Genomic DNA, 24,767 nt, shown 5'->3' with positions numbered 1-24,767 from the left:
TCGCCCGCACCCCTTCCTCTGACTTCTCAGGAGTTTCCATGCCACGTGCCTTCCGTCCCGCTCGCGTCGCCGGCTCCACCTCGCGCTCGTCGTTCACCAAGCGGCTCGCGCGTTTCGGTGCCGCGACCGCGGTGGCGCTCGGAGTCGTGACCGGGCTGTCCGTCGCCGGGGCAGGCGCCGCATCGGCCGCACCGGTCGACTGCGTCTCGCCGCCGTCGGACAACCAGATCCTGGTTTCCGAGACCGCGAGCTGCGGTGCCACGGCGCGGGACGGCGGTCTCGCGCGTTCCGGTGCCGCCGACAGCGGCACCGCCGTCAGTACGGCCGACGGACAGGGCACGACCGCCACCACGTACGCCAACGGCTTCGGCACCGCGCTCGGTGCGTCGCAGGAGCAGGGCCAGGCGTACGCGTTCGCGCTCGGCGGCGGCATCGCGCGTTCGGGTGCGAGCGCGGGTGCCACTACGGTCGCCATCGCCGGTTGGGGTTCGGGTGCCACCGCGGATGCGAACGGCGTCGACTGCGTGGGTGCGCTGTCGCTCGCGTTCAATGTCCAGACCGGACAGGCCTGCGCGATGCGCTGACCTCCGTCCCCGCCGAACGGCCCGCACCCCACCACGGGTGCGGGCCGTTCGTGTGTTTCGGTCCGCGGTGACGTCGCAGCGTTGCACTCGCCCTGTTCGAGTGCTAAAAATGCAGTTGGCACTCGCGACACGTGAGTGCCAGGTCGGGACGGTGAGATCGGGAGCCATCGACACCCCTGGTCGTCCGTCGCGGGCACTGACCCCGGCCAACGGCGTACTGAGGCGACCCGTCACGTGGTCGTCTTGCGTGTCACCCCTACCCGGAGGATCACTTCGCAATGGCCAAGATCATCGCGTTCGACGAAGAGGCCCGTCGCGGCCTCGAGCGTGGCCTCAACAGCCTCGCCGACGCAGTCAAGGTGACGTTGGGCCCCAAGGGTCGCAATGTCGTGCTCGAGAAGAAGTGGGGCGCCCCCACGATCACCAACGACGGTGTTTCCATCGCCAAGGAGATCGAGCTCGAGGACCCCTACGAGAAGATCGGCGCCGAACTCGTCAAGGAGGTCGCCAAGAAGACCGACGACGTCGCAGGCGACGGCACCACCACCGCCACCGTCCTCGCTCAGGCGCTCGTGCGTGAAGGCCTGCGCAATGTCGCGGCCGGTGCCAACCCCCTCGGCCTCAAGCGCGGCATCGAGAAGGCCACCGCGGCCGTCACCGAGAAGCTGCTCGAGTCGGCCAAGGAGATCGACACCAAGGAGCAGATCGCTGCCACCGCCGGTATCTCGGCGGGCGACCTGTCGATCGGCGAGCTCATCGCCGAGGCGATGGACAAGGTCGGCAAGGAAGGCGTCATCACCGTCGAGGAGTCGAACACCTTCGGGCTCCAGCTCGAGCTCACCGAGGGTATGCGCTTCGACAAGGGCTACATCTCGGCCTACTTCGCCACCGACGCCGAGCGTCAGGAAGCGGTCCTCGAGGATCCGTACATCCTGCTCGTCAGCTCCAAGATCTCCACGGTCAAGGACCTGCTGCCGCTGCTCGAGAAGGTCATCCAGTCGGGCAAGCCGCTGCTGATCGTCGCCGAGGACGTCGACGGCGAGGCGCTGTCCACCCTCGTGGTCAACAAGATCCGCGGCACGTTCAAGTCGGTCGCCGTCAAGGCTCCGGGCTTCGGCGACCGCCGCAAGGCGCAGCTCGCCGACATCGCGATCCTCACCGGTGGCGAGGTCGTCAGCGAAGAGGTTGGCCTCTCGCTCGAGACCGCGGGCCTCGAGCTCCTCGGCCAGGCGCGCAAGGTCGTCGTCACCAAGGACGAGACCACCATCGTCGAGGGTGCGGGCGACGCCGAGTCCATCCAGGGCCGCGTCAACCAGATCCGCGCCGAGATCGAGAACAGCGACTCGGACTACGACCGCGAGAAGCTGCAGGAGCGCCTCGCGAAGCTCGCCGGCGGCGTCGCCGTCATCAAGGCGGGCGCGGCCACCGAGGTCGAGCTCAAGGAGCGCAAGCACCGCATCGAGGACGCCGTCCGCAACGCGAAGGCTGCCGTCGAAGAGGGCATCGTCGCCGGCGGTGGCGTCGCCCTGCTGCAGTCCGCTCCGGTCCTCGACGACCTGAAGCTCGAGGGTGACGAGGCCACCGGCGCGAACATCGTGCGCGTCGCGCTCTCGGCTCCGCTCAAGCAGATCGCCTTCAACGCAGGCCTCGAGCCCGGCGTCGTGGCGGAGAAGGTCTCGAACCTCCCCGCGGGCAGCGGCCTCAACGCCGCCACCGGCGACTACGAGGACCTGCTCCAGGCCGGCATCAACGACCCGGTCAAGGTCACCCGCTCGGCGCTGCAGAACGCGGCGTCCATCGCGGCTCTGTTCCTGACGACCGAGGCCGTCGTCGCCGACAAGCCCGAAAAGGCTGCCGCTCCGGTCGATCCGACCGGCGGCATGGGTGGCATGGACTTCTGATCCACTGCCCGTCAGGGCACGCCACACCAGGCATCTTCGAAGCCCGGCTCCACTTCGGTGGGGCCGGGCTTCGGCCGTTTGCGGGGTCCAACGGTCCCTGACGCACCGAACGGGCGATCCTGCAGAGATCCACTCGGGCGATGGCTGCGATACCGCCCGTTCGGCGAGCTTCCGCGACTGAGGTCCCTCGTTGACCAGCGAAAACATTCGTGTCGATAACAAATGGATAAACAAACTGCGTCAAGGCGTGCTACAGGAGGTTGAAGGATTAATGTGATCCAGGTCATTCCACTCTGAATGGCACTCTGGTGCAACATTTTTCAGGAGGACATTCATGGGAAGCACCACGCTCACGGACATTGTCGGGTTCGTGTTCAACATCCTCGGTCAGATCCTCACCTTCATGAGCTGACGTACGGAACCGATCGATCCCCCCACGAGAAAACGGAGAACCGACCATGGGAAGCATCAGCAACGGCCTCGAGATGCTCACGCAGCTGGCGCAGCTGATCCTCGCGATCGCGCCTGCCCTCATCACCGGCTCACTCTGAGCGCAAGCAAGACACTGTCTTGATTCCGCGGTGCGGCACGTCCTGTCGGGGGGACGGTCGCACCGCCATGGTGCTTTCCACTCGGCCGCCCATTCCGCCTGTCCTCCAGGAGATCCGATGCGCTTGACCGCACCCCGACGACCGCGTCGCGTCCACGTCCTTCTCGCGGCGGTGGCGGTGGTGTGCGCCACGGGTGGGCAGGCCGTCGCGTCCGCGCAGCCCGACGACGGCGCTCGGCTCACCGAGATCCGGGTGCACTCCGACGCGATGGGGCGCGACATCCCGGTGAAGGTGTTGCGCCCGGCCGACGACGGTGCGCCGCGTCCGACGCTGTATCTGCTCAACGGGGCGGGCGGCGGCGAGGACGCCGCGAACTGGTTCGACCGCACCGATGTGGTCGATTTCTTCGCGGACAAGAACGTCAACGTCGTCGTGCCGATGGAAGGCGCGTTCAGTTACTACACCGACTGGGAGCGTGACGATCCCGAGCTGGGGCGCAACAAGTGGACGACCTTCCTCACTCGCGAGCTGCCACCCCGGATCGACGCGCAGCTCGGTACCAACGGTGTCAACGCGATCGCCGGCATCTCGATGGCAGGCACGTCCGTGCTGAGCCTCGCCGAAGCCGCGCCAGAGTTGTACCGGGGAGTGGCCGCCTACAGCGGGTGCGCGGAAACCAGTACCGACCTCGGGCAGCTCTACATCAAGCTCGTCGTCGAATCGCGCGGCGGTGCCGACACCGAGAACATGTGGGGCCCCCTCGACGGCCCGGGGTGGGCGGCCAACGACCCGATCGTCAACGCCGAGAAGCTGCGTGGCCTCGCGCTCTACGTGTCGAGCGGATCGGGGATCCCCGGCCCGCACGACCGGCTCGACGGCCCGGGCATCGACGGTGACGTGTACACCTACGCCAACCAGATGATTCTCGGTACGACGATCGAGGCGGCCGTCAATCAGTGCACGCACGCGCTGGCAGCGCGTCTCGGCGAGCTCGCGATTCCGGCGACCTTCGACTTCCAGCCGGTCGGCACACACGCGTGGCCGTACTGGCAGGACCAATTGCACAAGTCGTGGCCGATGCTCGGTGGTGTGCTCGGCGCCTGAGTTCCCTGTCTGCGCTCGGCGTGTCCTTCGTCACGGTCGCAGCCGGCTGACCTGCTGGTTCATTCACCGGACATATCGTGGCCACCCATTCGAAGAACGGCATTGTTACCGTCCGGTACGTGACAGACAGTCACACCCGAAATGCACGAAAGTTGGGAGGGGACAATGGGTTCCATCGAGACGATCCTGAGCCTGGTCGAGCTGTACAAGCTTCTCGAGCCGCTGCTGAGCTCGGCGAGCTGACCTCGCGCGAGACAGGGGCGAACCGGGAGGGAATGGGACGGCCGGTTCGCCCCTGTCCGTGTGCCCTGCTCCTTGCCACTGTCGGGGTCACGCCTCCGGCATCAGCAACCATCCCGCCGCGTAGACGACGAGAGCGCTGCCGGCGGACACGAGGGTCGCCACGACCATCAGCAGACGGATCAGGTTCGCGTCGACACCGAAGTACCGTGCGGCGCCACCGCACACACCGGCGATCTTCCGGTCGGTCGTCGAGCGGGTGAAGCGGCGTGGGCTGTCCTGGTAAGTCATGATTCGACGATCCCGCAGGTCCACGCGTTCGCGCATCGGTGGACACCCTGATCTGCACCCCGAAACTTCTCGTGCGCCCGCATCCGGGCAGCTGAGCGGCGGTCTGTAACGAATCGGTTCCCGGACGACATGTCACAATGTGATGCCGCCCGGGCCAGGCGGCGGCAGAGACCGGAGAGCTACGAAACCGCACAGCAAGGGTGGACGCATGAGCAAGCGCACGACAGTCGGTACACACGCGATCCGGATCGCGGTGGCAAGCGCGCTCGTCGCGGCGCCCCTCTTCACTGTCGTGCCCGCCGCGTCGGCAGATCCTGTGAAGCCGGTTGCCGGTGTCGTGTCGTCCAAGCAGGTCTCCGACCGCGAACTCACCCTGACGGTTCACTCCGAGTCGATGGACCGCGACATCCCGTTCAAGGTGCTGCGCCCGGCCGACGACAGTGCGCCGCGTCCGACGCTGTATCTGCTCAACGGGGCGGGCGGCGGCGAGGACGCCGCGAACTGGTTCGACCGCACCGATGTGGTCGATTTCTTCGGCGACAAGAACGTCAACGGCGTCGTGCCGATGGAAGGCGCGTTCAGCTACTACACCGACTGGGAGAAGGACGCCCCGGAGCTCGGTCGCAACAAGTGGACCACCTTCCTGACCGAGGAACTTCCCCCGGTCGTCGACGGCGCCCTCGGCACCAACGGCGTGAACGCGATCGCCGGCATCTCGATGGCAGGCGGATCGGTGCTGAGCCTCGCCGAGTCGGCGCCCGGGCTGTACCGCAGCGTCGGCGCCTACAGCGGCTGCGCGCAGACGAGCACGCAGCCCGGCCGTATGTACGTCGACCTGGTCGTCGAGGGTCGTGGCGGTGCCGACACCGAGAACATGTGGGGCCCCAAGGACGGCCCCGGCTGGGCGGCCAACGATCCGGTCGTCAACGCCGAGAAGCTGCGCGGCACCGAGCTCTACATCTCCAGCGGCTCGGGAGTGCCCGGCCCGCACGACCGGCTCGACGGCCCCGGCATCGAGGGTGACGTCAACACGTACGCGAACCAGATGCTCCTCGGCACCACGATCGAGGCCGCGGCCAACCAGTGCACGCACGCCCTCAAGGGCCGGCTCGACGAACTCGGCATCCCCGCGACGTACGACCTGGAACCGGTCGGCACCCACGCATGGCCGTACTGGCAGGACCAGCTGCACAAGTCGTGGCCGGTGCTGGGCGCGTCGATCGGCGCGTGACCGGAGGTCCGGCGGTGGAGACCGTTCCGATCCAGCTGCCGGACGGCACCACCACTCTCGTCCGCGCGTTCGAAGGCCCGGACGACGCCGCACCGGTCGTCGTCGTGGCGCCGGGGCTGGGCATCCCCGCCGGCTACTACGACCGCTTCGCCGAGCGACTGGTCGACCACGGTTTCTCCGTCGTCACCGCGGACCTGCGAGGTCAGGGCGACAGCAGACCGCGACCGAGCGCGGCCAGCACCTACGGCTATCACGAACTCGTGTCCGTCGACTTCCCGGCGGTGTTCGAGGTCGCGCGCGAACGTTTCCCGGCGGCCACCCCGTTCCTTCTCGGCCACAGCATGGGTGGGCAGCTCGGCATCATGTATGCCGCACGGGTGCGGGGCAGGCTCGGCGGGCTGATCCTCGTCGCGTCCGGGTCGCCGTACCATCGCGGTTTCCCGGGAGTCCGCAGCCCGGGCCTGCTGGTGGGGTCGGCAGCGATGTCGCTCACCGCGTCGGTGGCGGGGTTCTGGCCGGGCGACCGCGTCGATGTCGGTGGCTTCGGCCGCCAGGCGAAAACCCTCATCGCCGATTGGGCACGCTTCGCGCGCACCGGGCGCATCGCGCCCTCGGGCGCCGACATCGACTACGAGGAACGGATCTCGCGCCTGACGCTGCCGGTCCTGTCGATCACCGTCGAGGGCGACGACATGGCCCCCGAGGGCTCGGTGCGTGCGCTGCTGTCGAAGCTCCCCAACGCCGACGTCACCCGCTGGCACGAACCAGCGCCGCTCGGCCACAACGGATGGATCCGCGGCTCGGAGGCGGTCGTGGATCGCGTCACCGAGTGGTTGCGCGACCGCTGAACTCGTTTCCGCCTCGGCCGCTCATGCCGCCCCGATGCAGGCCGAGCGCACACGAAGTGCCGAGCGCACACTGAGCACATGGAGTTCCGTCAGCTCGAGTATTTCGCCGCGGTCGTGGATGCGGGCTCGGTGTCGCAGGCCGCCCGCAGGCTCGGCATGTCGCAGCCGCCGTTGAGCCTGGCGGTGTCGAGACTCGAGGGTGAACTCGGAGTGCGACTCCTCGAGCGCACGGCGAAGGGGGTGCGGCCGACGAATGCGGGGCTGTATCTCCTCGCGCACGGGAACAAGCTGATCGCGGACCGCGACCAGGTGACCCAGGCGATGCAGCTCATGGGGGAGGGGCTCGTCGGTGATCTGCGGGTCGGCGTCGAGCCGATGGTCGTCTACGCCTTCATGGCGGACGTGGTCGCCGACTTCGTCGACCAGGCGCCCGGCGTGCAGGTACGGCTGACCGATACGACACCCGACCGGATCGTACAAGGGATCCGCGAAGGCGACCTCGACGTCGGCTGTGTGCCGTTCGGCGAAGACCAGTTCGCCGGATTCGTGACAGAGGCGTGCGACTGGTCGGATATCGGCTTCATCCCCTGGAAACTTGCCGTCCCGCGTTGGCAGGCCGGTGAGCGCCACCGACACGGACGGGGCTGGGGGCGCTGGATTCTGCCGCGCAGGATGCCGACCTTCCGTGGCGTGACCGAGGTAGTCACCGACGCCGTGTCCGACGACGAGGACTTCGAAGTGCTCGAGGTGTCGACACCACAGACCGCTCTGCCGTTCGTGGCGGCCGGGCTGGGCGTATCGCCGGTAACCCAGGGCATCGGTGGCAACTTCGACGGTGTGGCGCTGCTCGATCCACCGGACTGGCTGCAGCCGACACCCGCGACGCTGCTGTGGCGCAAGGGCGCAGAGGTGACTCCGTTGATGCAGCGATGGATCGACGTGACGAGGCAGGTCTCCCTACGGGCCGTGGGCGAAAACCCCTGACGACGGGGCGGGTGGAGCCGTCCCCCATATCGAACTCTTTGTACCCCTTGTTTGTTCGCGATATAAGCCGCCTCGAGCGAATGCAAGTCGCATCCCACGATGTGGAAACTCTTTCGAGTGATGTAGATCACAATTCGTTGTGATGACCCTCTTGTTTCACAGCTGTTAAACCCGCTGGTCAGTGTGGGCTGACGCACATTCCCCGGTTCGTCAGGTTCCCGGGCTCGCGGACGAAATACCCCCCTCGCGGGGGTTGTTCGGGGTCGAATCGAAAACCAGCACTGGTGCCCGACGTGATCGCAGCGCACCATCTCCGGCAGACGGCAGCACCCGATGGGTGTCCGCGAAATCCAATCCCGTTGTGCGCGTGCCTATTGCGATGCGTGACCAGAGGCGCGGGAATCGAAGGAGAAGGACCTCGGTATGACGGCAACCATCCCGAACCAGGCGAGCAGCCCGGTCGACAAGAACTACATCCCCTTCACGGGGCAGGAGTACCTCGACAGCCTCGACGACGGCCGCGAGGTCTGGATCTACGGCGAACGGGTCGAGAAGATCACCGAGCATCCGGCCTTCCGTAACTCGGCCCGCATGATCGCTCGCATGTACGACGCGCTGCACGACCCGGCGCGCAAAGACATCCTGACCACACCCACGGAGTGGGGGGGATTCACGCATCGCTTCTACCGTGCCCCGTTCACCGTCGACGAGCAGCTTGCCCAGCGCGACGCGATCGCCGAATGGCAGAAAATCGCGTGGGGGTGGATGGGTCGTTCGCCCGACTACAAGGGCTGCTTCCTCGGGACGCTCGGTGCGAACGCCGAGTTCTACCGCGGGTACGAGGACAACGCTCGAGCCTGGTATCGCAAGGCCCAGGAGAGGACCTGGTACCTCAACCACGCGATCATGAACCCACCGGTCGATCGCGATCTCGGGCCCGAGGCGGGCAAGGACGTGTTCATGCGCGTCACCAGGGAAACCGACGCCGGGATCTACGTGAGTGGCGCGAAGGTGGTCGCGACGGGCTCGGCGTTGACGCACTACACCTTCGTCGGCCATGTCGGACCGGTTGCGGTCAAGGATCCCGCATTCGCACCGGTGTTCATCACGCCGACCAATGCACCCGGCGTGAAACTCCTCTGTCGGGTGTCCAACGAATACCGCGCCGGTGTGCTCGGCAGCCCGTTCGACTACCCGCTGTCGAGTCGGCTCGACGAGAACGACGCGATTCTCGTGCTCGACGATGTGTTCGTGCCCTGGGAGAACGTCTTCATCTACAACGACCTCGAGCAGTCGGCGAAGTACAACGTCCACTCGGGATATCTCGAGCGAGCGTCGCTGCACGGCTGCACGCGATTCGCGGTCAAGATGGACTTTCTGGTGGGCTTGCTCTCCCGCGCACTCGACATCACCGGGGCCGGTGAGTTCCACGGCGTCAAATCTCAACTCGGTGAGGTGATCGCCTGGCGGAACACCTTCTGGGCGCTGTCCGACGCGATGGCCAAGAGCGATGTGCCGTGGAAGAACGGCATGATCCAGCCCGATCCGCAGCACGCGGGCGCATACCGCGTGATGAACCAGCTGGCGATGCCCAAGATCAAGAACATCATCGAACAGGTGGTCGCGTCGGGCCTGATCTACCTGAACTCGAGCGTCGACGACTTCAAGAACCCCGAGATCCGGGGCTACCTCGACACCTACCTGCGCGGTAGTGGCGGTGCGTCTGCAGAGGATCGCGTCAAGGTCATGAAGATGCTGTGGGATTCGATCGGGACCGAGTTCGGTGCGCGACACGAGCTGTACGAGATCAACTACATCGGCAGCAACGACGTGGTCCGGCAGACAAACCTCTTCGGGGCCCAGGGCAACGGAGTCCTGCAGTACTGCAAGGACTTCGCGCAGTCGGCCATGGACGAGTACGACCTCGACGGGTGGACGGCTCCCGACCTGATCGGTCGCGACGACATCAGCATCCTCGGGCGACGCTGACCCGAACGACGACCGGTCTGGGGCGCGATGCGCCCCGACCTACTCAGCACAGCCACAGGAGGTGAAGACGTGGCCACAGCAATAGATGCCGCTCAGGTGACCTACCAGGCACCCGACCTGGAGGTCATGGAGCGGTTCCTCACCGCATTCGGTATGACGAAGGCGGAGGGGAGCGACGAGAACGCGCTCTACATGCGGGGCAACGGCACTCAGCACCACATTCACGCGACCCACAAGGCCGACACCGCGCGATTCGTCGGTGCGTCCATCGAGGTCGCGACACGCGCCGATCTCGACGAACTGGCGGCAATGGACGGATCGTCGTCAGTGGTCGAATCCACCGAGCCCGGTGGCGGCTACGAGGTCGAGATGCACATGCCGGACGGCTTCCGGATCAAGGCGATCTGGGGTCGAGCGGCCGTCGAACCGCTCGACACGCGGGCACCCATCGCGTTCAACGACATCCGCGACAAGCGCCGAGTCAACGGCAACGTACGAGTGGCCGCGGGCCCGTGCCCCGTTCACCGGCTCGGGCACTTCGTCCTCCACGTGTCCGATCACGACGCGTCCATGGCGTGGCTCAGGGAGCGCTTCAACTTCCTTGACTCCGACTACTTTCTGCCGCCTGGACAGGACGGTCCGGTTGTGGGCACCTTCGTGCGTCTCGATCTCGGCGAGACGCTCGTCGACCACCACTTCATGCTCGTGCTGCAATCCGAACGCGTGGGTGTGCACCACAGTTCGTTCGAGGTCACCGACGTCGACGGTGTCATGTCGTCACACGACTTCCTCCTCGAGCAGGGCTACCACCTCGACGTCGGCGTCGGGCGGCACGTGCTCGGGAGCCAGATCTTCGACTACTGGAAAGACCCCTTCGGCTTCCGCATCGAGCATTACACCGACGGCGACACCGTCGACGCGAGTTACCAGCCGACCAAGTTCAACGGAACCGCCAGCGAGACCACGCAGTGGGGGAACCGTCCGCCTCTGGAGTTCTTCGATTGAGCGCTGTACAGACTGACCCGGGCACCGTGAATCCCAACGAGTACTGGACGGAGGACACCACATCGCTCGATCCCGAGGTCCGCTCCCGCCTTCTTCGGGTCGGCTCGGCGAATGTCGCCAACGTGCTGCTCGGTATGGGATTTCGCAATGTGATGATGCGCGGCGTCGCTCCGCTCGGGCCCGATCAACCGCAACTTGTCGGCCCCGCGTACACCCTGCGTTTCATTCCGGCGCGCGAAGACCTCGACAGCATGGCCAACTACGGCAGGTCGGACAACAAGCACCGGCGCGCGATCGAAGAGTGCCCTGAGGGCGCGGTACTCGTGATCGACGCCTTCGGCTGTGAGAGCGCGTCGTCGATGGGCGACATGATGGCGGCGAGGTTGAAGTGCCGGGGCGTGTCGGGCGTCGTCACCGACGGTGGCTACCGGGACACGGCCGGCATCCAGGCAACGGGACTCCCGTGCTACCAGCGGCGACCGGCGCCGCCAGCGACCCCCATCGGGCTGCATCCGATCGCGCTGAACCAGCCCGTCGGGTGTGGAGGTGTCGCCGTGTACCCCGGGGACGTGTTGGTGGGCGACGCCGACGGCGTCGCCGTGGTTCCGCAGGCCCTCGTCGTCGAGGTCGCGGCTGCCGCCGTCGACGCCGTCGAGTACGAGGAGTTCGCCGAGCGGCAGATCGCGAACGGTCGTTCCCTCTTCGAGGTCTTCCCCGCCACCGAGCAGAGCCGAACCGAATACGACGAGTGGGTTGCCGCCGGGCGCCCCGACGAACCCGATACGAAGACCGGACAGGGGTGACACGTGACCATGGACCCACGCACACTCGAAAAGCTCATCCATGACACTGATTTGAACGACGACGAGTGGATCGACTACCCGGACTACGGTTTCCGGCAGTACTTCCTGTACAAGAATCCGGACACCGGGGCGAGTATCGCGTTGCTCGAGTACGACAAGGGCGGGACGATCCCGACCACACACACGCACGCGTCGAACCAGTTCATGTACTGCCTCGAAGGCGACTACGAGTACACCGGCACCGGCGTGCGGTTGCGCCCGGGCTCGTTCTACATGAACCCCAAGGATCATCCGCACGGCCCGACGCTTGCACACGAGCCGAGCCGCCTGATCGAGATCTACGACGGCCCGCATTACTACGAGAAGCCCGAGTACCACACCGACGAGACGATCGGTGAGTTCCTCGCCGCACCTGCTTCACAAGGAATGGAACGTTCATGACCGCAACCGCTGCACCCTTGTTCGACACCACCGCTGTGCTCGCCCGTTTCGATCTCGACGGTGTCCACTCGGGCACCTACGTCGACGGCGAGGGCTGGGGGCCCATCGAAGGGCGCGACGTGATCGAGGCGCTGTGTCCCGCCGATGGCGAGATCGTCGGCCACGTCGCGGCGTCCACGGCCGACGACCTCGAGCGGATCACCGCGGCTGCCGTCGAGACGCAGAAGAAGTGGCAGATGGTGCCGGCGCCGCGTCGCGGCCAGTTCGTACGGCGCATCGGCCAGCTGATCGAGGAGAATCTGGACGCCCTCGCCGCGATCGTGTGTCTCGACACCGGAAAGTCGACGATGGAGGCGAAGAGCGAGCTTCGCGAGTCGATCGACATGTCGACCCTCGCGGCAGGACAGGCCCGCATGATGTACGGCTACACGCAGCAGTCCCAGCGTGTCGAGCACCGCATGTACGACCAGTATCTTCCACTCGGTGTCGTCGGAATCATCTCGGCGTACAACTTTCCCGCGAACGTCTGGGCGCAGAACGGGTTTCTCGCGGCGATCGCGGGCAACACGGTGATCTGGAAGCCGAGCCCCAAGGTTCCGCTGACGGCGATCGCTCTCACCCAGCTCGTCAACCAGGCCGCGCGGGAGTTCGACGCGGAAGGCGTGTTCTCTCTCCTGATCCCGGCGGACGAAACGATCTCCGAGCAGCTCGTCGCCGATACCCGTGTCGCGCTCGTGTCGTTCACCGGGTCCACCGGTGTGGGCAGGAGGGTCGCGAGCGTCGTCGGCTCGACGCTGGGCAGGCGCTACCAGCTCGAGTGCTCCGGCAACAACGGGTGCATCGTCGACGAGACCGCCGATCTTGCGCAGGCTGCGAAGGCCATCGCCTTCGGCGCCGTGGGCACCACCGGGCAGCGCTGCACCAGCACACGCCGGGTCATCGCACACACCTCGATCGTCGACGAGCTCGTGGAGCTGATGGCCCGGGCATTCGATCAGGTGACGATCGGCGATCCGCGTGACCCGGACACCCTCGTCGGACCGTTGATCGACGAGAAGGCGGTTCACGACTACGTCACGGTGCTGAACGAAGCGAAGGCGGATGGCGCGACCGTCGTGTACGGCGGCAATGTTCTCGACCGCCCCGGCCTGTACGTGGAGCCGGCCATCGTGACCGGCGTGCAGCCGGATTTCGCGATCGCGCAGGAGGAGACCTTCGTACCGATCGTGTCCGTGTTGACGTACGACACGCTCGACGAGGCGATCGAGATCCACAACGGGGTCGCACAGGGCCTCGCGTCGGGAATGCACTCGACCAACCTGCACAACATCGAGACGTTCCTGTCCGCGCGCGGCAGCGACTGCGGCATCGTCCGCATCAACATGGGAACGACCGGTGCCGACGTCGGCGCGGCCTTCGGTGGCGAGAAGGAGACCGGCGGCGGCCGTACCGCGGGCTCCGACGCGTGGAAGACGTTCGCGCGGCGTCAAAGCGTGTGCGTCAACTTCGGCGGTGGTACCGCGTGGGACACCCGAATCTCTCTCTGATCTTCCGGCATTCGTTCACCTCGACTCTCCGGCTGACGCCGACACAACGCACCACCTCGGAAGGAACACTCCATGAACAAGCAGCGTTACCGCTCGGATGCCGTCCGTGAACCTGCCGACGGCCTGTGGTCCAACTGCCTGCGCATCGACGACATGATCTTCGTGTCCGGCATGACGGCGCGCGGCGAGGACGGGCAGACCGTCGTCGGCGACACCGAGTACGAACAGGCCAAGGTCGTCTTCCAGAAGATCAAGGACCTCGTCGAAGCGGCGGGCGGCGCTGTCGACGACGTCGTCAAGATGACGATCTACGTCACCGATATCGCGAACAACACGCAGGTGTGGGATGCGCGTAAGGAGTTTTTCTCGGGAGACTTCCCTGCGTGCACGCTCGTGGAGGTGTCCTCGCTCGCCAAGCCCGAGATTCTCCTCGAGATCGAGGCGATCGCGATCCGTGGATGCAGTGGCGATGACTGAAACGACCGGCGCCGGACCCCGGTCGCTCGCAGCGGCCGCGGAGGACCACGCGCTCACCAGGATTCCGGATGCCGAACGCAGAGGTGGTTTCGAGCTCGCGTTGAGTCCGATCGGGGTGGCGACGGCGCTGGTGATCTTCGCGATCGGCGGCTACACGGTCGTTCTCGCGGGCTTCACGATCGGCCTCGCGGCCGGCATCGTCATCGCGATCTTCGGGATCGCGCTCGGGTACGCGCTCGGACGCATGGGGCACGCCACCGGTGTGTCGAGCACGATCACGTCCCGCTTCTTCGGCTTCGGCAGGCGTGGTTCGGCGGTGGGCTCGCTGATCTTCGCATTCATCACCCTCGGCTTCCTTGCGATGGAATCGGCGCTGCTGTACGAAGGCACGCTCCTGATGTTCGATCTGCCGGATTCGTGGCCGAACCGAATCATGCTGTACGGCTTGCTCACACTACTGTGGATCGCGCTCGCTGTCTTCGGTGTCAAGCTCGCGCTGCGGACGAGTGCGCTGCTCACCGTGGTCACACTGCTCGTCACTGTCTACCTCGTCGTCAAAATCTACGTGATCGACGGCGCTGATCCCATGGACGTGTTCACGTACGCGGGCGTCGTCCAGGGCGGGGGATTCGAGAAGTTCGAGACGGCGGTTGCGGTCATGGGGGCGACAGCCGGCACGATCGCCCTGATCACCGCCGACTTCGCACGCTACTGTCGAACCAGGCGCGACGTGGGAATCCTCGCGGTGGCGGGCCCGCTCACCCAGAACGTCCTCATGACCGTGCTCGGCTCGCTCGTCGTGATCGGTGGAATGCCCGCGGTCGTCGACTACCTCGTGGCGCGTGACTCGGGCCTGACACCCGAACAGGCGGCCGCGGCGGGCAGCGGCTTCGTGATGGGCAACACCGGTGCGTTCTTCGTGATCTTCGCCGGCTGGGTCGGGTTCGTCGCGATCTACGCATCGCAGGCGAAAGCGCAAGCGATCAACGCATATTCGGGTTCGTTGTCTCTGGTCAACCTGGTCGACTCGTTGACCGGACGCAAACCCGGTCGCGCGGCGATGGTCGTCGCGGGCAACATCGTGGCACTCTGCATGATCGGTGGCGGAATCCTCGGGAAATTCAGTGAGTACCTCGCTTACCTCGGAGCGTTCACACTCGCGATGGCGGGTGTCATGATGGCCGACTACTACATCGTGAGGCGCGCGCGTTACGACCACTCGCAGTCCTCGATCGAGAACTGGAACTGGGCCGGGATGCTCACACTTTTCGCGTCCGCGGCGCTGGGCTGGGTGCTGATGGCCACCGACGCCTTCGACCTCGGGTTCGTCGTGTCGTTGTTCGCTGCGCTCGTCGCCTACCCGCTCCTCCGTCGCGTGATGCCCGAAGGTACCGCGACGACGTACGTCAGCCAGGACCAGGCACTAGTGGAAGCCGAGTGAGAGCCGTGACCGACATCATGTGGAACTCCGAGATCTTCGAGACCCTGCACGACGCGCACACGGTGGCGGCCGAGACACCCGCAGGCGTCACCGACCCCCGCAAGCTCCGTGACACGCTCGGCAGCTTCGCGACAGGGGTCACGGTGCTGACCTACTGCTCGGGCGGTGCCTACCACGGAATGACGGTCAACTCGTTCACCTCGGTGTCGCTCGAGCCGCCCCTCGTGCTCGTCTCACTGATGCGAACCTCCCGCGCGCTGACCTACCTGCTGGAGCGCCCGTTCGCCGTCAACGTCCTCGGTGACGACCAGCTGCAGACCGCACGGCAGTTCGCGGGCAAGCCCGACGACACACACGTGATCGACTGGGTGACCGACGAGGACGCGCCGCGCATCGACGGCTCACTGGCGTACTTCCAGTGCACGCCGTGGGCAAGCTACGACGGCGGCGACCACGTCCTCCTGCTCGGCAAGGTGTCGTCCTTCGGGACGCGTGAGAGCGCCGAGCCGCTGTTGTTCTACCAGGGCCGTTGGGGCGCGCTCGCCCCCGGCGGTCACTGACACCATTCCTTCACCACAGCCGGCGACCGAGCCGGCGCACCACGACAAGCGAGGCGCGACGTGACGACAGTCGAACGCGAGACGAGCCATCGGATCAGGCGTCTGACACGAGAACTGGATGCCCTGCATCCACTCCTGCAACTCGAGGCCGAGGACGGCGAGAGGCTGCACCGGCCCACTCCGGCGGTGCAGGCCGCGCTGCGCGAGAGCGGTGTCCTGCGTCTGCTCCTGCCCGCCGAGCTCGGTGGTATCGAGGCGTCACCGATCCAGGTGCTCGAGGTGATCGAAAAACTGTCCTATTCGGACGCGTCGATCGGCTGGATGGTGCGTGCGCTCGCATGCGAAACCGCCACGGCAGCGGTGTACTTGAACGACGACGCCGTGGCCGAGCTGTTCGGCAACGGTGACTACCCGACCGTGGCCGGCCAGTCGAGCAGTTACGTCGGCGGGCAGGCGGTACGTGAGGACGGCGGCTACCGGGTGACCGGCCTCTGGCAGTTCTCGCCCGGAGTGTCGATGGCGACACACATCAATCTTGCCGTCACGGTGGACGACACCGGCGAAGAGCTCGTGTGCCTTGTTCCGCGGGACGCGCTGCGGATCAAGGACAACTGGGACATGCTCGGCCTGCGCGCGACCGCGAGCCTCGACTGCATAGCCGAGGACCTGTTCGTCGACGACCGCCACGTGTACCGCATCGGCCGCGAATACGCGCGACGCGGTGGCCTCTGCGGTAGCCTCGGCCCCGCACTCGTGGCAGGGCTCAACCAGGCAGCGTGGTCGCAGGGTGTCGGCCGCAGGCTGCTCGACGAGCTGAAGCTGCGTGCGCAAAGTCGACCTGCCTGCTCGGACTCACTCGTCACGAGCGACGAGTTCTTCGCCGAGTTCGCGCGCCACTACTCGCATGTGCGCGGCACTATGGCGTTGCTGCGGGAGACGTGGACCGGCAACGAGGAGACCCTGCGCGTCGAGGGCGGCCTGACCGACGAACAGGAAACGATGTCGCGCCTCGCGTGCAGCCTGGCGAACCGGACGTCTCTCGAGATCGGCCAGTTGGTGCACCGTTTCGCGGGCGCCCACGTCATGCGTCCGGGTGCGATACAACGGTTCTTCCGCGACAGCCACGCCGGTACCCAGCACCGGGGGTCGTCGCACGTCGTGACACAGAAGTGTGGTCTCATGCTGTCGGGCACGCTGCCGGCAGGATCGCACTGGGGATTCTTCGATCTGGTGGTGCCCGAATGAAACTCGCAACTCTCAGGACGTCTGACGGCACTGCCGCGGCGCGGCTCGACAGCGACGGGTACACCGTCGTACCGGGATATCCGGACGTCGGCACGCTGCTCGGGCGACCGGACTGGCGTGAGCTCGCCGAGTCGGCGCACGGCGCGTCGCGGCCCGCGGACGCCGAACTCGCGGCGGTGGTGCCGTCCCCGTCGAAGGTGCTGTGCGTCGGTCTCAACTACAAGACCCACATCGAGGAGATGGGCCGCGAGCTGCCGAGCCATCCCACCCTGTTCGCCAAGTTCGCCGACACCCTCACCGGGCCACGCGACGCGGTCGAGGCCGTCGACCCGGAGCTCGACTGGGAAGGGGAACTCGTCGCCGTCGTGGGCCGCGAAGCCCACCGGGTGAACGAAACCGAGGCCGCAGACTGCATCGCCGGCTACACCGTCGCCGACGACATCTCGATGCGCGGTTGGCAGTACCGCACGACGGAGTGGCTCCAGGGCAAGATGTGGGCGCGTTCGACGCCTGTCGGCCCCGTCATGGTGACTGCCGACGAGTTCGATCCCGCCACCGCGCGACTGCGGACGACCGTCAACGGTGTCACGATGCAGGAGCATGCGATCGCGGACCTGCTGTTCGCTCCCGCGGCGCTCGTCGCCTACATCTCGACCATGGTGCCTCTGCATCCCGGTGACATGATTCTCACGGGCACGCCGGGCGGGGTGGGCAGGGGCCGTACGCCCGCGGTCTACCTCGCGCCCGGCGACGTCGTGGAGGTCACGATCGACGGGATCGGCATGCTGTCGACCCCGATCAGTGCGCCAGCGTGCGCCACAGGAACGTATAGGTGAGGGCAGCTTTGAATGCGGCTTGCTTGTTGTCGGCCGCGCCGCCGTGGCCACCCTCGATGTTCTCGTAGTACCAGACCGTCTCACGCCCTTGCTCTTCGAGTAGTGCGGCCATCTTCCGTGCGTGCCCGGGATGCACGCGGTCGTCGCGGGTCGACGTCGTGAACAGCACCGGCGGGTACGTCCGACCGGCGTCGGTGTTCTGGTACGGCGAGTACGCGCCGAGAAACGCCCAGTCGTCGGGGGAGTCGGGGTCGCCGTACTCCGCCATCCACGACGCGCCTGCGAGCAGCAGGTGGTAGCGCTTCATGTCGAGCAGCGGCACCGCGCACACGATCGCACCGAACAGTTCGGGGTAGCGCGTGAGCATGACGCCCATCAGTAGCCCGCCATTGCTGCCGCCCTGCGCCCCCAGGCTCGCGGTGGTCGCGATGCCGCGGTGCACGAGATCGCGTGCGACGGCGGCGAAATCCTCGTACACGAGGTGACGGCCCTCGCGCACGGCTTGCGTGTGCCAGGTGGGCCCGTACTCGCCGCCGCCGCGGATGTTCGCCACCACGTACACGCCGCCCCGCTCGAGCCAGCCCCGGCCGATCGTGCCGCTGTAACCCGGCACGAGCGAGTTCTCGAACCCGCCGTACCCGTACAGCAGTGTGGGTGCGGGGCCGGTCCGGTCGGTACGGCCCACCACGAAGTAGGGCACCGCGGTGCCGTCGTCGGACGTCGCGAAGAACTGCTCGACCGCCACGTCCGACACATCGAAGAAGCCGGGGGCACGCTTGACCACGTCGAGTGGTGCGTCCGGGCTGCCGAACAGCAGCGTCGCGGGAGTGGTGAAACCGCTGGCGTTGACGAAGAACTCGTTGGAGATGCGTGAGTCGGTGGCGATCACCGACGCGGTGGTGAGCGGCGGAATGCCGTCGATCTCGCTTCGTGTCCACTCGCTCGCACCGGGAGTGAGCACGTGCATGCCGGTGTGCACGTCGGTGAGTGTCACCAGGATCAGGTGATCGCGCACCCACACCGCCTGCTCCAGCGAGGTGTGCGCGTCGGGAGTGAAGAGGACGGTGAATTCGCGTCCACCCGAGACGAACTCGTCGTAGGGCATCGCGACGAGTGACCCCGCCGGGTAGGTTGCGTCACCCACCGCCCAGTCGCTGCGTGGACGCACGGTGAGCCACTCACGGTGCACGCCGAGGCCGGCGTCGTCGGGTACGTCGATCTTGACGAGCGAGTCGTCGGGGCGCACCTCGAACCGCTCGGACGTGTAGAAGTCGACCGCACGCGTCACGAATGTGCGCTCGTAGCCTTCGGTGTCGTCGTAGGAGGTGCCGACGGACACGTCGCCGCGCTCGCCCTCGAAGACCGTCTCGGCGTCGGCGATCGGGGTGCCACGACGCCAGCGCTTGGACACCCGTGGATAGCCGGAATCGGTGAGACTGCCCGGCCCGAAATCGGTTTCGACGAAGATCGTGTCCTCGTCGACCCAGCCGGCGCCGCTCTTCGCCTCGGGTAGAACGAACGCGTCGTCTCCGGTGACGAACTGCCGTGTCGTCATGTCGAACTCGCGTACGACGGCGGCGTCGGCGCCACCGCGGGAGAGCGAGACGAGTGCGCGGGCCTGGCTCGGGCGGAGCACGTCGGCGCCCGCCCACACCCAGTTCTCGTCCTCGGCCGCGGCGAGCGCGTCGACGTCGAGGATCACGTCCCACTGGGGGTCGTCGGTGCGGTACCGCGCGAGGGTGGTGCGTCGCCACAGTCCACGCGGATGCTCGGCGTCGCGCCAGAAGTTGTAGAGCCATTCGCCGCGCATGCTCACGTACGGGATACGCGCGTCGGTGTCGAGCACGTCGAGCAGACTCGACTCGAGTGCATCGAACTCCGCCGACTCGCCGTACGTGCTGGTCGTGCGTGCGTTGCGCTCGCGTACCCAGTCGAGCGCGGCTTCCGCGGTGACGTCTTCCAACCAGAGGTGGGGATCGCTCATCTCGCCATTATCGCGCGTACTCGTAGAGTGACGGCGTGCTCCCCGCCTTCCGCCGACTCGCCTCGGCCGACGCGCAAGCGCTGTGGATCGGACGACGGCTGCGCACCGACCAGTTCCTGGTGTACTGCTTCGACGGTCCGGTCGACGTCCAGGAGGCCGTACGCGAGGTGGCCGCCCGCGCCCGGTCGATCCCCGAACTCGGCCTCCGGATCGAGGAGGTGCCGAACCAGCGCGACTATCCGTACTGGGTGCCCGGGCCGGTCGGCGACGACGCCGTCGTCGTGCATCCGGAAGTGTCGACGTGGCGCGAAGTCCTCACCGGCACAGCGCGCCTGACTGCCTCGGCGCTCGAACCGCTCCGCCGCGGCTGGCAGCTGCACGTGTTCGGCGCCGTGCACGGCGCACCGCGCGCCGCAGGCGTGGCGACGGTCGTGATCCTGCAGATCGCCCACGTCCTCGCGGACGGCACGCGGGCGTCGGCGATCGCGCGCGAGCTGCTCACCCCGGGCCCGCCGCCTGCACCGAGCGTGCCCACCGTGCGCGGGCCGTCGCGCAAGGCCGTCGCCCTCCGTTCCGCGGCGCAGGTGCCGATCCGCGCGGCCGGGCGGGCGCGCGGCAGACGCATCGCGGCCCGTGCGGAGGCCGAGTTGCACGCCGCGCAGCTGCGCGGCGAGATTCCACCGCCTGCGGAGGGCTTCCCGCTCACGCGCGTCGACGCCGATCCGGGCGGCGCACGCACCGTGCGCGCGCTCGTGTTCGACGCAGCAACGTTCGACACAGCACCATTCGACACAGCACCATTCGACCCGGCAGCATCGGACGCGAAGGCCACCGTCACCACCGTCGCGGCCGCCGCGATCTCGCTCGCGCTCGAGCGGTACCTGCGCGCACACGGTGACGACGTGCCGGCGCGGCTCGGCGCCGAGATCCCCGTCGCGTTCGCCGGTGCCCGCGGTGGGCGCCGCAACAATTACACCAACGCGTCGGTCGAGCTGTTTCCCGGTCTCGCGCCCGCCGAGCGCGTCCGTGCGATCGGCGGCGACCTCGCCTTGCGCGCGCGCCGGGTACGCCATCCCGCGCAACGCCGACGCGACGCCGAGCGCGCGTGCGCGGAGCCGGCCGAGCTGTACCGCCAGGTGGCCGACTTTCCGTTGCACCTGCGCCCGCCGTCGGTCGCGGGCAACACGGTGATCTCGAGCGTCGCCCGCGGCGCGGCGGATCTCGAGTTCGGCGGCCGCCGCGTCCTGTTCACCACGGGTTTCCCGGGGCTCTCGCCCGCGATGGGCCTGACCCACGGGGTGCACGGGCTGGGCGAGACGGTCACGATCGGTATCCACACGAGTCCGGCCGTGATGCCGGATGTCGACCGTTACGAGGGCTTCGTGCGCGAGGCCGTCGCCGAGGTGCGGGCCGCACTGGTTGCCGAGGTGCGGGCCGCGCTCATGGGCCGAGCGCAGGAACGTCCCGACTGATCGACGGGCCTACTCGCAGGTAACCCCACCATGCTCGGTGCGCGGAAAGCGTCAGGACTACCCTGGGGGCTTGTGACCTCACACTATGACGTCGTTGTCCTCGGAGCCGGTCCCGGTGGGTACGTCGCTGCTATCCGCGCGGCACAGCTGGGATTGAGCACCGCAATTGTCGAGAAGAAGTACTGGGGCGGTGTGTGCCTGAACGTCGGCTGCATCCCGTCCAAGGCACTTCTCCGTAACGCCGAACTCGCGCATCTCTTCACAAAAGAGGCCAAGACGTTCGGCATCTCCGGAGAGGCGTCCTTCGATTTCGGCGCCGCCTTCGACCGCAGCCGAAAGGTCGCGGACGGGCGCGTCAAGGGCGTTCATTTCTTGATGAAGAAGAACAAGATCACCGAGTACGACGGCACCGGGTCGTTCACCGGGTCGCACTCGATGTCGGTCGAGCTCTCCGAGAACGGCAAGGGCGGGGGCGGTACCGAGGAGATCACGTTCGACAACGTCATCATCGCTACCGGCTCGGTCACCAAACTGTTGCCGGGCACGTCGCTCAGCGAGAACGTCGTCACCTACGAAGAGCAGATCATGGCCCGTGATCTGCCGGGCTCGATCGTCATCGTCGGTGCCGGCGCGATCGGCATGGAGTTCGGGTACGTCCTGCGCAACTACGGGGTCGACGTCACCATCGTCGAGTTCCTCGACCGCGCACTCCCCAACGAGGACGAGGACGTCTCGAAGGAGATCACGAAGGCCTACAAGAAGCTCGGCATCACGATCAAGACCGGTGCCGCGGTCCAGTCGATCAACGACGAGGGCCACCAGGTCTCGGTGTCGATCAAGGACAACGCCTCCGGCGCCGTCGAGACGGTCGTCGCCGACAAGGTGCTGCAGTCCGTGGGCTTCGCGCCGCGCGTCGAGGGCTACGGCCTCGAGACGCTGGGCGTCGAGCTCACCAACCGCGGCGCGATCGAGATCGACGAGTACATGCGCACCAACGTGCCCCACGTGTACGCGATCGGCGACGTCACGGCGAAGCTCCAGCTCGCGCACGTCGCGGAGGCGCAGGCCGTCGTGGCAGCCGAGACGATCGGCGGCGCCGAGACGCTGCCACTCGGCGACTACCGCATGATGCCGCGCGCCACGTTCTGCCAGCCGCAGGTCGCGAGCTTCGGGCTCACGCAGCAGCAGGCGGAGGACGAGGGCTACGACGTCAAGGTGGCGACCTTCCCGTTCACCGCCAACGGCAAGGCGCACGGCCTCGGCGACCCCACCGGCTTCGTGAAGCTGATCGCCGACAAGAAGTACGGCGAGCTCCTCGGCGGCCACCTCATCGGCCCCGACGTCTCGGAGCTGCTGCCCGAGCTCACCCTCGCGCAGAAGTGGGACCTCACGGTCAACGAACTGGCCCGCAACGTCCACACGCACCCGACGCTCTCGGAGGCACTGCAGGAGGCGATCCACGGCCTCGCCGGGCACATGATCAATTTCTGACGCCGGTCCCGGACGTCACACGAGCCGGGGCCCGCACGTTGCGCACGTGCGGGCCCCGGCTCGCGTCGTCAGGTGGTCCGCTCGCCGTCAGCCGCCGAGCGAATCGATGGCCGACTCGAGCTCGGCGGCGTGGAACTCGAGGTCGCCTTCGCCGACGGGGCGGTCCTGCGGCAGCTGCTGCTTCAGGTCGTCGCGCGTGACGACCACGAGTGCACCGTCCGGGACCGGGTCGACGATGCGCAGCGAGCCGCCTTCGAGGACGAGGCCTGCGCCGCCGGACTCGGCGGCGAGTAGTTCGTTCAGCAGTGTCGCCGTCACTCTGGTGCTCACACGTGCCTCCTGGGGCCGATGCCGTACAGCTTGCCCGATCAGCTAACCACAACGAGCGGGTTCGGCCGGGTGGTTGCCGCGGTGGATTCGCGCGCATCCGGCCCGGATCGACGCGTGTCCGCGTCGGCGTTTCCCGCGGCGCCGGATCGGGCATCTTTCCGGTGTCCGTGCATCGCCGGGCGCCTACCGCCCGGCGATGCTGTGCCCCTGCGAAAGGAGTCTTCCGTGCGCGCAGACCGGTTCCTGGAATTGCTGACGACGAAGGGGCCTTTCGCGTCCGTGTGCTTCGACGATTCGCACGACACGGAGAACGCCAGGCAGGAGTTCGATCTGCGATGGCGCGAGATCCGTGAGCGGCTCGTCGCCGAGGGTGCGGGCGAGGACGTCCTGTCGGTCCTCGACAAGGCCGTGTACTCGTCGGCACCGCCGGTCGGCCGCAGTGGCCGGGCCCTCGTCGCGAACGCCGAGCGGGTGTGGATCGACGAAGCCCTCGCATATCCGCCCGAGCGTGCGACTGCGCGCTACGCCGCGGCGCCGTTCGTCATGGACGTCGTGCAACTCGGCTTTCCCCGCGCGTACTACGGCGTCGTCGCGGTCGACCACGAGGGCGCCGACCTCACGATCCACAATGCGCGCGGTGAGGTGGTCGACTCGGAAACCGTGACCGGCGACCAGTACCCGATCCACAAAGCACGGTCGGCCGACACCGACCAGTGGGGCGATGCCGAGAATCGCACCGACGAGGCGCGCAAACGCAATATCGCCGAGGTCGCCGACCGGGTCACCAAGCGGCTCGACGCCGCGACCGCCGACGGATCGAAGGTCGCGCCGTTCTTCGTCATCGGCGAGGTGCGTGCGCGCTCGCAGCTGCTCTCGGCGCTCCCCGAGCGGGCGCGCGCGGTGTCGTTCGAACTGGAGCGGGGTTCACGGGCGGCGGGCGCGAAGACCGTCGAGGTGCGCACCGCGATCGACGAGGAGATCACCGTGCGCCGGGCCGGGGTCGTGGGCGATGCCGCCGATCGCTGGAACGCCGAGAAGGGCAGGGCGTCGGGCCTCGCGGTCGAGGGCATCGCGGACGTGACGCGCGCACTGCGCGAGCAGGCGGTCGACACGCTGATCGTGGGCGACGTGGGCGAGCGCACGGTCGTGGTCGGTGACGAGCCGTCGTGGGTCGCCCCCGACGCGGACACCCTCTCGGAATTCGGCGCGTCGGACGAGGAGGTGCGGCTCGCCGACGAAGCGCTGCCGTTCGCGGCGATCGCCGGCCGCTCGGTGCTGATCGGTGCGGATCCGCGGATCGAGCCGGTGGACGGTTTCGCGGCGATCCTGCGGCACGCGCTGCCGTGACGGAGGTTGTGGCACCCGGGCGCGAAATCTGGCTCGGTGGGCCGGGTTACAGCACCACGTCGTGA

Annotated in this window: 21 protein-coding genes and 1 pseudogene; 19 read left to right on the top strand and 3 right to left on the bottom strand. The window is 67.3% G+C overall.

What is annotated here, in order from left to right; genetic code table 11:
• Positions 1 to 38 precede the first annotated feature (38 nt).
• From HCA44_RS10105 to HCA44_RS10095, 3 genes are all read left to right on the top strand, one after another.
• A complete protein-coding gene (locus HCA44_RS10105; RefSeq protein WP_169648429.1) occupies positions 39 to 584 on the top strand; it encodes a DUF6764 family protein in 546 nt (181 codons plus the stop codon).
• Between the two features lie 278 nt (positions 585 to 862).
• Positions 863 to 2,485 carry a chaperonin GroEL gene (gene groL, locus HCA44_RS10100; RefSeq protein ID WP_169648428.1) on the top strand — a complete coding sequence of 541 codons (1,623 nt, stop codon included), beginning with the start codon at positions 863 to 865 and terminating at the stop codon, positions 2,483 to 2,485.
• A gap of 668 nt (positions 2,486 to 3,153) precedes the next feature.
• Positions 3,154 to 4,140, top strand: coding sequence for an alpha/beta hydrolase family protein (locus HCA44_RS10095; protein ID WP_169648427.1), 987 nt, complete (start codon positions 3,154 to 3,156; stop codon positions 4,138 to 4,140).
• Between the two features lie 330 nt (positions 4,141 to 4,470).
• Here HCA44_RS10095 and HCA44_RS10090 read toward each other — a convergent pair whose 3' ends face one another.
• Positions 4,471 to 4,671, bottom strand: a complete 201-nt coding sequence (locus HCA44_RS10090) for a PspC domain-containing protein (protein WP_169648426.1) — start codon at positions 4,669 to 4,671, stop codon at positions 4,471 to 4,473.
• 208 nt (positions 4,672 to 4,879) lie between these two features.
• Between HCA44_RS10090 and HCA44_RS10085 the strand changes: the two genes are divergently transcribed.
• The 13 genes from HCA44_RS10085 (at position 4,880) to HCA44_RS10025 (ending at position 18,078) form a co-directional block, all read left to right on the top strand.
• Positions 4,880 to 5,902, top strand: a complete 1,023-nt coding sequence (locus HCA44_RS10085) for an alpha/beta hydrolase family protein (RefSeq protein WP_169648425.1) — start codon at positions 4,880 to 4,882, stop codon at positions 5,900 to 5,902.
• Positions 5,903 to 5,916: 14 nt separating this feature from the next.
• Positions 5,917 to 6,750, top strand: a complete 834-nt coding sequence (locus HCA44_RS10080) for an alpha/beta fold hydrolase (RefSeq protein ID WP_169648424.1) — start codon at positions 5,917 to 5,919, stop codon at positions 6,748 to 6,750.
• A 78-nt stretch (positions 6,751 to 6,828) separates the two neighbouring features.
• Positions 6,829 to 7,734: a LysR family transcriptional regulator gene (locus HCA44_RS10075; protein ID WP_169648423.1), complete on the top strand. Its 906-nt coding sequence runs from the start codon at positions 6,829 to 6,831 to the stop codon at positions 7,732 to 7,734.
• A gap of 423 nt (positions 7,735 to 8,157) precedes the next feature.
• The gene (locus HCA44_RS10070; RefSeq protein WP_169648422.1) at positions 8,158 to 9,723 is read left to right on the top strand and encodes a 4-hydroxyphenylacetate 3-hydroxylase N-terminal domain-containing protein; all 1,566 of its coding nucleotides are present in this window, start codon (positions 8,158 to 8,160) and stop codon (positions 9,721 to 9,723) included.
• A 69-nt stretch (positions 9,724 to 9,792) separates the two neighbouring features.
• Positions 9,793 to 10,728, top strand: coding sequence for a VOC family protein (locus HCA44_RS21000; RefSeq protein WP_206037982.1), 936 nt, complete (start codon positions 9,793 to 9,795; stop codon positions 10,726 to 10,728).
• Between the two features lie 26 nt (positions 10,729 to 10,754).
• Complete coding sequence (locus HCA44_RS10060; RefSeq protein ID WP_169648421.1) at positions 10,755 to 11,531, top strand: ribonuclease activity regulator RraA; 777 nt, start codon at positions 10,755 to 10,757, stop codon at positions 11,529 to 11,531.
• Positions 11,532 to 11,540: 9 nt separating this feature from the next.
• On the top strand, positions 11,541 to 11,972 hold the full coding sequence (locus tag HCA44_RS10055; RefSeq protein WP_169648619.1) for a cupin domain-containing protein: 432 nt from the start codon (positions 11,541 to 11,543) through the stop codon (positions 11,970 to 11,972).
• Positions 11,969 to 13,519 carry an aldehyde dehydrogenase family protein gene (locus HCA44_RS10050; protein WP_169648420.1) on the top strand — a complete coding sequence of 517 codons (1,551 nt, stop codon included), beginning with the start codon at positions 11,969 to 11,971 and terminating at the stop codon, positions 13,517 to 13,519. Before HCA44_RS10055 ends, HCA44_RS10050 begins: the two co-directional genes overlap by 4 nt.
• A gap of 72 nt (positions 13,520 to 13,591) precedes the next feature.
• Positions 13,592 to 13,996, top strand: a complete 405-nt coding sequence (locus HCA44_RS10045) for a RidA family protein (RefSeq protein WP_169648419.1) — start codon at positions 13,592 to 13,594, stop codon at positions 13,994 to 13,996.
• Entirely contained in the window at positions 13,989 to 15,437 is a 1,449-nt protein-coding gene (locus HCA44_RS10040; RefSeq protein ID WP_169648418.1) for a cytosine permease, read from the top strand. The genes HCA44_RS10045 and HCA44_RS10040 overlap by 8 nt, the downstream gene beginning before the upstream one ends.
• Complete coding sequence (locus HCA44_RS10035) at positions 15,434 to 15,997, top strand: flavin reductase family protein (RefSeq protein ID WP_206037980.1); 564 nt, start codon at positions 15,434 to 15,436, stop codon at positions 15,995 to 15,997. The genes HCA44_RS10040 and HCA44_RS10035 overlap by 4 nt, the downstream gene beginning before the upstream one ends.
• 60 nt (positions 15,998 to 16,057) lie before the next feature.
• Positions 16,058 to 17,242, top strand: a complete 1,185-nt coding sequence (locus HCA44_RS21255; protein WP_206037979.1) for a hypothetical protein — start codon at positions 16,058 to 16,060, stop codon at positions 17,240 to 17,242.
• Positions 17,239 to 18,078 carry a fumarylacetoacetate hydrolase family protein gene (locus HCA44_RS10025; protein WP_169648417.1) on the top strand — a complete coding sequence of 280 codons (840 nt, stop codon included), beginning with the start codon at positions 17,239 to 17,241 and terminating at the stop codon, positions 18,076 to 18,078. Before HCA44_RS21255 ends, HCA44_RS10025 begins: the two co-directional genes overlap by 4 nt.
• Here the strand turns inward: HCA44_RS10025 and HCA44_RS10020 are convergent.
• A pseudogene (locus tag HCA44_RS10020) lies at positions 18,041 to 20,101 on the bottom strand (prolyl oligopeptidase family serine peptidase); the annotation flags it as partial. The gene HCA44_RS10025 and the pseudogene HCA44_RS10020 sit on opposite strands and share 38 nt — an antisense overlap.
• On the opposite strand from HCA44_RS10020, the gene HCA44_RS10015 reads away from it, so the two are divergent.
• Complete coding sequence (locus HCA44_RS10015; RefSeq protein ID WP_169648415.1) at positions 20,098 to 21,534, top strand: wax ester/triacylglycerol synthase domain-containing protein; 1,437 nt, start codon at positions 20,098 to 20,100, stop codon at positions 21,532 to 21,534. The pseudogene HCA44_RS10020 and the gene HCA44_RS10015 sit on opposite strands and share 4 nt — an antisense overlap.
• A gap of 72 nt (positions 21,535 to 21,606) precedes the next feature.
• Entirely contained in the window at positions 21,607 to 23,025 is a 1,419-nt protein-coding gene (gene lpdA / locus HCA44_RS10010; RefSeq protein ID WP_169648414.1) for a dihydrolipoyl dehydrogenase, read from the top strand.
• Positions 23,026 to 23,112: 87 nt separating this feature from the next.
• On the opposite strand, the gene HCA44_RS10005 is transcribed toward lpdA, so the two are convergent.
• Positions 23,113 to 23,355, bottom strand: a complete 243-nt coding sequence (locus tag HCA44_RS10005) for a hypothetical protein (RefSeq protein ID WP_169648413.1) — start codon at positions 23,353 to 23,355, stop codon at positions 23,113 to 23,115.
• A 225-nt stretch (positions 23,356 to 23,580) separates the two neighbouring features.
• Between HCA44_RS10005 and HCA44_RS10000 the strand changes: the two genes are divergently transcribed.
• On the top strand, positions 23,581 to 24,702 hold the full coding sequence (locus HCA44_RS10000) for a hypothetical protein (RefSeq protein ID WP_169648412.1): 1,122 nt from the start codon (positions 23,581 to 23,583) through the stop codon (positions 24,700 to 24,702).
• Positions 24,703 to 24,767: the final 65 nt, after the last annotated feature.

The sequence above is a fragment of the Rhodococcus sp. HNM0569 genome (genome assembly GCF_012726205.1).
Lineage (GTDB): Bacteria > Actinomycetota > Actinomycetes > Mycobacteriales > Mycobacteriaceae > Rhodococcus_F.
The sequence above is the reverse complement of the archived record's forward strand: the minus strand, read 5'-3'. Positions and strand labels throughout refer to the sequence as shown.